Source organism: Bradyrhizobium yuanmingense (genome assembly GCF_029167105.1).
Lineage (GTDB): Bacteria > Pseudomonadota > Alphaproteobacteria > Rhizobiales > Xanthobacteraceae > Bradyrhizobium > Bradyrhizobium yuanmingense_A.
The window spans coordinates 1-10,687 of sequence record NZ_JARFML010000077.1; the positions used below are offsets into that span (position 1 = coordinate 1).

A 10,687-nucleotide genomic window follows, 5' to 3' on the forward strand; every position below is an offset into this window, starting at 1 on the left:
AGGCGGAAGATGTTATCCAGGATCTTGGCGTTGTTCGGCTCCTGCTCGAACTTCACCAGCTGATTGTCCACGGTGTCCAGGCTCTCGCTGGTCTCCGTCAGAAACTCCCGCAACAGATCATCCATGAGCTACGCCTTACTGACCCGGGCCGCAAACGCGACGTCCGAGCCACCCTTGGCACGGACGGACGCCCTATTTTGGATCGTTAGACATCCCCTTTCACAGTCCCGTTAATTTCATCCTCCGTGCTACTACGGATTTTGAAGAGAAGTTTGCGGTTCTGCCGCGTGTTGCAGCGCTTTTCGGCAGAACCATCCCCGCGCCGCAACGGCGGGAGCCGCACGGTGAACGAGCCGCCAATTGCGCGGCGAGACGCGTGGGAAAGGCCTGCTCGTGAAGAACGATAGAGCTGGCCCGCAGGCGGTTGGGGCGAGCCGCGCGCAACCGGCGGCGCTCTCGTCGCGCGCGTTCTTGGGCGTTGCCGCGATTTGCGCGTCTAGGCTCGAGGTAAACGAAGCGTTACCCCGCCGGGAAAGCGGCTCGTGTCGCGCTAACCGAACTGCACAGCCGTGGCAATGTCGGAGCGGCGGCGATGCTCTGCCAGGCAATCGTTGATGGCGGCGAGCAGCGCGTGCGGCGTGAACGGCTTGCGCAGACAGCGCGCGGCGCCGAACTCCAGCGCCATCCGCAGGAAGTCCGGCGCGGGCGAGTTCAAATTCACGAAGGCGTAGCCGGACATCGCGATCAGCGGAATGACCGGAGCCCGCTCGTGGAAAATCCGGATCGATTCGAACCCGCGCATGTGCGGCATGAAGATGTCGATGATCATCAGATCGAATTGCTTGTGCTCGAGGGCGCGCAGTCCGGCTTCACCGCCCTCGGCAATCGTCACCCGAAAATTGTTGCGCTGGAGGTAGACCTCGATGGCCATGCACACCATCGGGTCATCGTCGACGACGAGAATATGGCGCACATCGTCTCGCCCCAATTGTCCTTCCCGTTTCGGCGATTCAACAATTGAATCGTGGGGCATCCTTTCTCCTTTGCTTTCGATGAGAATGAAACGAACATTCTTGCAGAAGCGGTTGAGGCGACGCGAGCCGACCCGATGGCCAGCGCGACTGCAATGCCCTTCCGGCTCCTGAGGCCCCCTTGCCGTTTTTTCCTGCGCAATCGTTGCAGAACGGCGCCTCATCAACGAATCAGTGTGCGCCTCTTTAATTCCGCCGCAAATGAGACAGGCTGTCTGCCCTCTAACGGGTATATGGACGACGCCACAACCTTTAGATTAGTATTTGCGCGCCGCGCAACTGAATGACGAAGGCCGCCGCGCCCAGCGTCCATCGAACCCGCCGGATTGACCTCATGACCGTGAGCGGCCACCCGCCCAACCAGCTGCTGCAACTGCTCGATGCGGCGGATTTCGATCTGCTGCGTCGACACCTCGCGACGGTTGAAATGGTCAGCAAATCTGTCGTGGGCGAGGTCGGCACTGCACCGAGACATGTCTACTTCCCGCATGGTGGATGCGTTTCGATCAGGGTGAGCCTGTCTGAAGGACAGACGATCGAAATTGCGATGCTGGGCCGCGATAGCGTCGTGGGGGCCGGTGCGGCCCTCGCCGACGGCATCTCGCCGATGGACGCGGTTGTGCTGTTCCCAGGAGCTGCTTCCGTGATCGAAATCGGAGTTTTCCGTGCGGTCGCGACCGCAAGCGCACGCCTTCGCAAGCTGATGCTCCGCCACGAGCAGGTCATGCTCGCGCATGTGCAGCAATCGCTGCTCTGCAATACGCTGCATCCGGTCGAGGCGCGGCTCGCGCGTTGGCTGCTCCGCGCCCACGACCTGTCCGACGGCCAAATCCTGCCGCTGACCCAGGAGGCGCTGGCGCAGATGATCGGCGTCCGCCGCAACGCGATCTCGCTGGTCGCGCATGCGCTGCAGCGCGCCGGCATCATTCGCTACAGCCGCGGCCAGATCGAGATCGTCGATCCTAAGGCGCTGCTGGCGACGTCCTGCGGCTGCTATTCGGCGGTGAAGGCCCATCACCTGCGCCTGATGGGAGTCGTGGCGTGACGGGAGCACGATGCGATCCCTGTGTTCCGACGTGCACGCAGCGTCGACGCATCGCCAGGGCCGGACAACTTGTCTCAATTGCCAATATATCCCGCCACGAGGATGATGGAACTTACCCGCGCACCGCGTGAGTAGCGTTGCGATTCCCAGGTGCAAGGGTACGGAGGAGGCAGCTTTGGAAAGCATGGCGCGTCCGTCCAACGGTTTCCTGTCCGCATTGTCGGCAGACGATTATGAATTGATCCGCCCGCACCTGCGAACTGTGGATCTGCCCCACGGGGCGGTGCTGGTCGAGACCGGCGAGATGCTCGGGCGCGCCTATTTTCCTCACCGCGGCATCATCTCGCTGGTGGTTGAACTGGGCAAAGGCGAGCATGTGCAAGTCGCCATGATCGGCCGGGACAGCCTGCTCGGAACGCTCGCCATCGTGGGCGATGCGTGTGCGTTGAGCACCGCCATCGTGCTGGTTCCCGGCGCCGCCTCGGTGGTGGATCTGGACCGCCTGCGCATGGCCGCCGACCAGAGCAGCGTCATGCGCGCGCAGCTCACGCGTCACGGGCTCGCGGTCTATGCCCAGGTGCAGCAAACCGCGGGCTGCAACGCCGCCCATCCGGTGGAGTCGCGGCTGTCGCGCTGCCTGCTGCACACTCATGACATGTCAGGCGAGTCGCGGCTGCTGCTGACCCAGGAGACCATGGCCCAGATGATCGGGGCCCGGCGCAACAGCGTGTCGCTGGTCGCCAACTCCCTGCAGCAGGCCAATTTCATCCACTACAGCCGCGGACACATCCAGATCACCAACCTGGACGGGCTGCGCCAGACGGCGTGCGAATGCTACGCCGCCGTGAAGGCCCAGTACGACCGGCTGCTCGGCCCGCCCTGAACGCCGCGGTCGCTTGGTAAACCGCGGGCTAATGCCGGCCTGCAAACACCAGCCATCCTGCTACCAGAACTGAAATTCGAAGGCCGTACACACGCGACATGCCTCGCGCTGCGACGTGCCGCGCGACACGAATCGGGATGAGGCAGGCAAGGCCATGTTTGACGTCACCGTCGCGCCTGCGAAGGCGCTCGATGCCGAACCCGCGCGCGAGCCGCGCGCGTACGAAGCGCTGGTGCGCGAGATCGGCGAGGACGGTGCCGCCGAAGTGCGCGACGTGTTCTGGAGCGATACCTGCGCGCGCCTGCAATTGCTCCGCACGCTCTCGCCCGCGCAGCACCACGCCAGGATCGCGCGCGAAGCGCATTCGTTGAAGAGCGCGGCCGGAACGTTCGGCTATCTCAGGCTCGCAGCGCTGGCGCTGCGGCTGGAGAAAACCGCGGAAAGCCTCGGCGAGACCGAATTCCGCGCGCTACTGGACCTGATGGATGCGGCCTACGCCGCCGCGCATGCGCAGGAGCCGCAAGGCTAGACCCTTTTTCTTGCGCCCTCGTCATACGACTTCGCGAGAAGACGCTCCGAACTACCCGCGCGTGCATTCCCGCCGTACTTCTACGGTTGGCGATTTTCACAGATGGCTAATCATAGCTGGCGATAGTCCCGGAAAACCAGGAGGGTTTTCCATGTTCACCTACGAGACCGCAGACCAGAAGGAGGTTCGTCGCTTCCGGATCGCACAGTTCAACGGCCGGATGGCGACGGTGAAGGCCGGCGAGTCGACCGTGACCGGCTTCGTGCGCTCGGTGCTGGAGCAGGAATCGAGCATGCCTCCCCGCTGGACCATCACGATCATTCCGAGCGCGCCGAAGGAAGAGATCAAGCCGCTGCGTCCCACCTCGCGCGCACGTCCCTTCGCCGAAGATTATTTCTGAGCGCCACGGATTTCCCAACTTTCGAGATAGGCGTCGGGTCTCGCCCGACGGCGGGCGACGGGCCTGGCCTCAGTCGATCGAATGCAGCAGCGCCGCACGGACGAGGTCCGCGGTGTTGCGCGCACCGAGCTTGCGCATCGCCTCGGCGCGATGGCTCTCGAAAGTGCGCGGACTGATCTGCATGCGAAGCGCACCCTGCTTGTTCGAGTAGCCTTCGCTGATCAGCCTCAGCACCTCGCGCTCGCGCTTGGTCAGCCGCTTCTGGCCCGACGGGCCGAGCAGATCGGCGCTCGGCGGCCGCTGCACGCGGGCGGCCTTCGATTCTGCCTCTTCGGACGGGCTCGGCAAGCCGCCCTTGGAGCCGCCCTTGGGCGGGCCGGCGAGCTGCTTGACCAGGCCGCAAACGCGCTCGGTCTGGACCAGCGCGTTCTCCACCACCCGCTGCAAATAGGCGCGATCGCCGGTCGCGGGGACGAGCTGATCGCTGTGGTGCTTGATCTCGCCCATGTAGAGCAGCAGCGCGGTCAGGGGGCCGTTGAGCTCGCGGGCGATGGCAGCCGCCATTTCGTCGGCCGCCTTGGCACGCAAGGCGCTCAAGCGGGCGAAATCGGGCTCTTCGACTGAAGCAGCGCTGCTTTCGTGCCATGCCGACGGCCGCGAATCGATGGCCGTATCATTCTGTGACCCCATGTCACTCGTTTAGCGGAACCGGGGCGGGTCTGTGGTTAACTTTTTGCTCCGTAAGACTACGGTGATTTAGGCCGTATTGCGATAAAATGACGACTTAGGCACAATTTGTGCTTGCGCGATGCCGCACGCGACCATGCAGCGGTTGAGTTTTCTGCCGATCCTTGGCTGGGAAGGGGAAAGCTCCTCGGCGGCCACCTTGCTCCGACATCGGCCCCCCGGATTTTACGGATTAATTAACGGCGACTTGCTTCTCTAGGGAGGTTGAGAGCGCGCAAATGCCTCCACGCATTGGGCCCGCAAGCCCGCGGGCCCCGCTGCGAAAGATTGCGTGCCATGGACGAGATCGATCGGCTGTCGGAATTTCTGCAGAGGCTGACGCCGCTGTCGCGCAGCTGTCTGCTCAGCGAGCTCGAACGGCTCGAGCTGTGCGGCATCGAGATGCCGGGTTCGGCCGACATCCAGGCCCGCTTGCGTGCCGAATTCCGCAAGGACGGATCGACCCAGGTGCGCGCCACCAGCCCGTCGCGCTATTTCTTCGCGCCGCTCGAGCTGCTGCTGATCGACGGCGCGCCCGAGCATGCCAACATGGGGAGGATCTCGCGCAATACCCTCACCCCGATCTGGGAATGGATCTGCCGCGACCTGCTGCCGACCATGGCGCGCGACTACATCAAGGCGATCGGCGACCAGGTCGCGGCCAACAACCCGAAGGAAGTCCAGAAGATCGCCTCGACCTTCCAGATCAAGGTCGTCAAGGTCCTCGAGAGCACGCTCGCCTCGCCCGAGAGCGCCGAATCCGCACGCGCCAAGCTCGGGCAATATACGGCGTCACGCACCGCCTTCGACGACGTCGTGAAGATGCTGCACGTGTTGCGCGCCGGCGATGCACTGCCGAAGTTCAACGCGAAGCTGCCCGACAAGATCGCGAAGTTCGACGACGGCCAGGTCGCCCAGATCACCGCGCAGCTCGACGCCTTCAAGAAGGCCCATCCCCAGGCGCTGCCCTTCGCGCTGACGCTGGTGGCGCGACGCCTGAGGACGTCCTGGCAATTGGTGCGGCTTGCCACCAGGGCCGCTGCGAGCAAGGCTGCCGCAGACGTCGCCGCCACCCCCTATTCTAGCGTCGTTCACATGGTCCTCGACCGGCTCGACGACAAGCGCCTCGCGCTTCGTGTCGCACTCCGGCACAACCGGGTGCTGATCGCCCGCGACCTGCTCACCGAGATCTACGACACCGAGTATGCACTCAAGGTCCGCATCGACGGCATCGAGCAATGCGAATGGGGCGTCCGCCTCCAGCAATTGATGGACGCGATCGCGGCGCTGGTCTCCGCCGAGGTGAGCCGCTTCCCTGCCAATGTCGGCCACATTCTCGGCTCGCGGCGGCTGCGCAGCCACGACACGCTCGGCGGCAAGCTGTCCTATCTGGCCTGGAAGGGACGCGACGCGATGCAGGATGGTGCGGCGGCATTCCGCAAATTGATCGGGCAAACCTAGGTCCGGTTCGGCCGCGAAAAGCCACGATGCGCCGCGCGGCTAGCGCGGCAGACACAGGAAGCGATCGATGAATCGCCCTGACAGCACGAACCTGAACCACCAATACATCATTCGCCGCATCGACATAGCTGTATCCTCGACCGCCCTCCACCAGCTCGGGGGAGCTTTAGCGCGAGCGCGGCAATGCGCGTGTGAGGTGCTTCACATTCTCGGCCGCCGACACGGATTCGTTGTCGCATAACCGTCACGAGCGCAAGGCGGCGGTGCCCGCATCGCGGGAAGACGCAGCGTGAAAGCCGCCGCCGATTCACGGTCGCGCCGGCTTCATCGCCACCACGAGACAATCGCGCGCGTGCATCGAAGATTTCATCGACAAATTAGCTCGAATTGCAGCGCTTAACGTTACTCAGATAATTCAAGAACGATGTGAAGCTCTCCTTATTTGAACCCACGCTCCGCGTTTAAGAAACCGTCACGGAACGGGAGTGGTGTACGATGAACGATGGGATGATTGAACTCGTCGGACGAAGGCCTGTGACCTTCGGACGGCGAAAGGTGACGCCGCGCGCCTGCGTGGCCGACAGCAAGCGCCACTTACGCGCGTTCCTCAGCGAGATCCTCGAGGATCTCGGCTTCGTCACCTGCGAGTGCGCCAGCGCCGAGGAGCTGAAGACGGTGCTCGCGAGCGAATTGCCGGACCTGATCCTGCTCGGCGTCGCCGCAGACGGCATCGAGCCGGGACGATTCCTCGAAGTCCTGGTGCGCGAGGCGTTTGCCGGCAAGGTTCTCGCCGTCGGCGCGCGCGATTCCATCATCGTCAAGGCCGTGCGGCAGGTCGGCGACGAATATGGCCTTGGCATGCTGCCGCCGCTGACGACGCCCTTTGCCGCGGAGACGCTGCGCGAGCGGGTCGCGATGCTGCTGCCGGACGAGCCGGCGCCGAGCCCGGCCGTGCATGTCGGCGAGGCCTTGCATGCCGGCTGGCTCGAGCTCTGGTACCAGCCCAAGATCGACGCGCGCACGCTGGTCCGCAACGGCGCCGAGGCCTTGGTGCGGATGCGGCATCCGACCTGGGGCGTGGTGCCGCCGGCCTATTTCATCCCGGAGCCGCACGATCCGCATTTTCGCGAGCTGTCGGAGTTCGTGATCGATCGCGCCATGCAGGACTGGCACTATCTTCTCGAACAACAAAGCCCGGTTGATCTCTCGATCAATCTTCCCGCCGCCTATCTCAGGGAGCCGCAGGCGGTGCGCGATCTCTGCCGCCGCGTGCCGACGCATCCGGCCTTCGGCGGACTGACGGTCGAGATCGACAGCGAGGAGGCGATCCGCGAGCTCGATCTCCTGGCCGAGGTCGCGCGCGAGGTCGGCCTGCACAATATCGGCCTGTCGATCGACAATCTCGGCGCCAACTGGCCCTCGCTGATGGACCTCGACAAGATTCCCTTCGTCAAGCTGAAGGCCGACCGGCAATTCGTCACCGGCAGCGGCGGCGACCGGCTGAAGCGCACGGTGTGCCGTCACATCGTCGAGCTGGCGCAGACCTTCGGCGTGCGCACGGTGGCGCCAGGAGTCGAGAGCCGCGCCGACCTCGTCGCGGCGAGCGAGGTCGGCTTCGATGTCGTGCAGGGCTTTCTGTTCGGCAAGCCGATGCCGCTGAAGAAGTTCGCGAAGGCCGCGCTGACGCGGACGGTGATGGGATGAGCCGCAACTACGCCGTTGCCGCGCGGAGATCCGCTATCGACCGCGTCGGATCGGGCTTGTCCGGTGCGCCGCCTTCGTCAGGCCGATCGAGGTGGAGCGCGAAACCGCGCGCTCCGGGAGATTCGAGCCCGGCGCGGAGTTGCATGCTCGGAATGACGTAATCGCCGGCGTTCTGGCGCCGATAGGGAATCGGCGAAGTCGCCGCGAGCGTTCTCATCCGCTCGCGCAGGCGTTCGGCCGCCGCGCCGAAAGCGGCTTCATCGAACCTGTCGGTCTGATAGACCGCGAACGGCGGCAGGACGTCATAGCCGGGATAATAGAGAATGCCGTGATTGATCGGAAACAGCAGGTCGTCGATCGGCCCGTTGACCCCGCGGGCGGAATAATGGTCCTGCCAGCCGCCGGCCGTCACGATCAGCATCGCGCGTTTGCCCGCCAGGGTCCCTTCGCCGTAACGGTCGCCCCAGCGCTTGTCGCTGTGCTCGCCGACGCCATAGCCGAAGCCGTAGGCGAACACGCGGTCGACCCAGCCCTTGAGGATCGCAGGCATGCTGAACCACCACAGCGGAAACTGCAGAATCAGAACATCGGCCCACAGCAGCTTCTCGATCTCGCCCTTGACGTCGGCGGTCAGCGTGCCCGCCTCGAACGCCTGCTTGGATGCCGCGGCCACCGCGAGACGCGCATCGGTCGGCAGCGACGGAAAGTCGCCGCGGTCGACCTCGGACTTCCAGCCCTCGGCATAGAGATCGGAGACCCGCACCTCGTCCCCCTGCGCCTCGAGCTCTCGGACGGCGACATCCCGGAGCGCGCCGTTCAGCGAGCGCTGTTCAGGATGAGCAAAGACGATCAACACTTTCATGTTCAGCACCATTGGATCGATGATTGTCGCTCGGCAGATAGCGCGGTGGCCTGCGATCCGGTAGACGTAGCCGATGGATAAGATTGTGCCGGAAAATGGATAGGTCGGAGGTTACGCTCGAGCGCATGCGCAGCTTCGTGCGCGTCGCCGAGCGCGGCAGCCTGTCCGCGGTCGCGCGCGAGCTCGGGATCGGCCAATCCACGGTGACGCGGCACATTCGCGAGCTGGAGCAGGCGGTCGGCGTGCCGCTGCTCACCAGAACCACGCGCCGGGTCACCGTGACGGAGGAGGGCCGCAATTACTACGCCGACTGCGTGCATATCCTGCGTCTCGTCGAGCAGGCCGGTGACGAGGCGCGCTCGACGCGCGGCGCGCCGGCCGGAACGGTGCGGGTCTCCTGCACCGCGGCGTTCGGTGTGCTCCACGTCAGCCGCTTGATCTTCGCCTTCCAGGACGCTTATCCGGACGTAGCGGTCGACCTCAGCCTGACCGACGAGCGGATCGACCTGGTTCGCGAAGGCGTCGACGTCGCACTGCGTTTAGGACCACTCGCAGAAAGCACGATGAAGCTGAAGTCGCTCGGCCAGTCGCGCCGGCTGCTCGTGGCCGCACCCGGCTATCTTGCCGCGCATGGCCGGCCGGCGCGCCCGCTGGACCTCGCCGAGCACGAGGGCGTTCGGATGTCCAACATCGCCGGCAGCGATGTCCTCGTGCTGCAGGGGCGCCGCGGCGGCCGCCATGCGATACCCTTCTCGGGGCGGCTGCGCCTGGATCACGGGCTTGCCGCGCGTGAGGCGCTCGCGGCCGGCCGCGGCATTGCGCCGGCGCATCTGTGGCTGGTCAGCGACCTGCTCGCGGACGGCAGCCTCGAACGCGTGCTTCCCGATTATTCGCCGCCGCCCGTTCCGCTGAACATGCTGATCGTGCCGGAGCGGTCCGGCATTGCGCGCGTGCGCCTCCTGGTCGATTTCCTCGCCGGAGAGATTGCGCGATTGCCCGGGATCGAACGACCGCAATCCGGCAGGAAGTGAAGCGAGCGCGTTGCCCTCACGCAAACCGCCGCGCGAAGAAGACGCAGGCGACCACGATTGCGGTCGCGGCGATCATGCTTGCTGCGACCGGCTCGCCCAGCAGGAGGCCGGCGAGCGCGAGGCCGAAGAACGGCTGCAGCTGCTGCAGCTGGCCGACGCGGGCGATGCCGCCGATGGCAAGCCCCCGGTACCAGAAGATGAAGCCGACGAACATGCTGAAGACGGAGACATAGGCGAGCCCGATCCAGGCGGGCACAGAGATGCCGCTCCAGACCGGCGGCCACGTCAGCACGGCGAGCACCAGCATCAAGGGCAGCGCGAGCAGCAGCGCCCAGGAGATCACCTGCCAGCCGCCGAGGCGGCGCGACAGCGCGGCGCCCTCGGCATAGCCGAGGCCGCACAGCACGATCGCGGCGACCATCAGGAGATCGCCTTTGAGCGAGGCCGCGCCGTCGCCGGTGAGCGCGAAGCCGGCCACCGTGGCGCTGCCGAGACCCGCGAACAGCCAGAACAGCGGCCGCGGCCGCTCGCCGCCGCGCAGCACGCCGAAGATCGCGGTCGACAGCGGCAGCAGGCCGATGAAGACGATGGAGCGCGCGGACGTGATGTGCTGGAGCGCGAGGGCCGTCAGCAGCGGAAAGCCGACCACGACGCCGATGGCGACGATGGTGAGCGAGGCGAGATCACGGCGCTGCGGCCGCGCCTGCCGGAGCACGGCGAGCACCACTACTCCGATCAGCGCCGCGATGACCGCGCGCGCCGACGTCAGGAACAGCGCCGAGAAGCCGCCGACCGCCACCCGCGTCGCCGGCAGCGAGCCGCTGAAGATGATGACGCCGAGAAGCCCGTTGCCCCAGCCACTGGCGGAAGAGTGCATGTTGGTCTCGCTTGGGTAGGGGGCGGCGGAGGTGGTGCCGGGGCGGTTGAACGCTTCGCGTAAAGGCATGGAATAACAAAAGTGCGAAAACAACCCCATGCACAGTAGACGGGGGTCGCAAGATCAATGGGTTAGGTG

Annotated in this window: 11 protein-coding genes; 7 read left to right on the plus strand and 4 right to left on the minus strand. The window is 65.2% G+C overall.

Annotated features, from left to right (window positions below; genetic code table 11):
• Nucleotides 1-550: 550 nt before the first annotated feature.
• Complete coding sequence (locus P0R31_RS39885) at nt 551-1,033, minus strand: response regulator (protein ID WP_275520822.1); 483 nt, start codon at nt 1,031-1,033, stop codon at nt 551-553.
• A 332-nt stretch (nt 1,034-1,365) separates the two neighbouring features.
• Between P0R31_RS39885 and P0R31_RS39890 the strand changes: the two genes are divergently transcribed.
• From P0R31_RS39890 to P0R31_RS39905, 4 genes are all read left to right on the plus strand, one after another.
• Nucleotides 1,366-2,076: a Crp/Fnr family transcriptional regulator gene (locus tag P0R31_RS39890; protein ID WP_275520805.1), complete on the plus strand. Its 711-nt coding sequence runs from the start codon at nt 1,366-1,368 to the stop codon at nt 2,074-2,076.
• Nucleotides 2,077-2,260: 184 nt separating this feature from the next.
• Entirely contained in the window at nt 2,261-2,959 is a 699-nt protein-coding gene (locus P0R31_RS39895) for a Crp/Fnr family transcriptional regulator (protein WP_275520823.1), read from the plus strand.
• Nucleotides 2,960-3,113: 154 nt separating this feature from the next.
• The gene (locus P0R31_RS39900) at nt 3,114-3,488 is read left to right on the plus strand and encodes an Hpt domain-containing protein (protein WP_275520807.1); all 375 of its coding nucleotides are present in this window, start codon (nt 3,114-3,116) and stop codon (nt 3,486-3,488) included.
• Nucleotides 3,489-3,639: 151 nt separating this feature from the next.
• Complete coding sequence (locus P0R31_RS39905; RefSeq protein WP_036024694.1) at nt 3,640-3,888, plus strand: hypothetical protein; 249 nt, start codon at nt 3,640-3,642, stop codon at nt 3,886-3,888.
• Between the two features lie 69 nt (nt 3,889-3,957).
• On the opposite strand, the gene P0R31_RS39910 is transcribed toward P0R31_RS39905, so the two are convergent.
• Nucleotides 3,958-4,578 (minus strand): helix-turn-helix transcriptional regulator, encoded by a 621-nt coding sequence (locus P0R31_RS39910; protein ID WP_275520809.1) that lies wholly within the window; start codon nt 4,576-4,578, stop codon nt 3,958-3,960.
• A gap of 333 nt (nt 4,579-4,911) precedes the next feature.
• Here P0R31_RS39910 and P0R31_RS39915 point away from each other — a divergent pair, with 333 nt between their 5' ends.
• Both P0R31_RS39915 and P0R31_RS39920 read left to right on the plus strand, forming a co-directional pair.
• The gene (locus tag P0R31_RS39915) at nt 4,912-6,075 is read left to right on the plus strand and encodes a hypothetical protein (protein ID WP_275520811.1); all 1,164 of its coding nucleotides are present in this window, start codon (nt 4,912-4,914) and stop codon (nt 6,073-6,075) included.
• Between the two features lie 495 nt (nt 6,076-6,570).
• Nucleotides 6,571-7,779 (plus strand): EAL domain-containing response regulator, encoded by a 1,209-nt coding sequence (locus tag P0R31_RS39920; RefSeq protein ID WP_275520813.1) that lies wholly within the window; start codon nt 6,571-6,573, stop codon nt 7,777-7,779.
• A 7-nt stretch (nt 7,780-7,786) separates the two neighbouring features.
• Here the strand turns inward: P0R31_RS39920 and P0R31_RS39925 are convergent, their stop codons facing one another.
• Nucleotides 7,787-8,641: an NAD(P)H-dependent oxidoreductase gene (locus P0R31_RS39925; protein WP_275520815.1), complete on the minus strand. Its 855-nt coding sequence runs from the start codon at nt 8,639-8,641 to the stop codon at nt 7,787-7,789.
• A gap of 95 nt (nt 8,642-8,736) precedes the next feature.
• Between P0R31_RS39925 and P0R31_RS39930 the strand changes: the two genes are divergently transcribed.
• Nucleotides 8,737-9,672, plus strand: coding sequence for a LysR family transcriptional regulator (locus tag P0R31_RS39930; protein WP_275520817.1), 936 nt, complete (start codon nt 8,737-8,739; stop codon nt 9,670-9,672).
• 16 nt (nt 9,673-9,688) lie between these two features.
• Here P0R31_RS39930 and P0R31_RS39935 read toward each other — a convergent pair whose 3' ends face one another.
• Nucleotides 9,689-10,549 (minus strand): DMT family transporter, encoded by an 861-nt coding sequence (locus P0R31_RS39935; RefSeq protein ID WP_275520819.1) that lies wholly within the window; start codon nt 10,547-10,549, stop codon nt 9,689-9,691.
• Between the last annotated feature and the right edge of the window lie 138 nt (nt 10,550-10,687).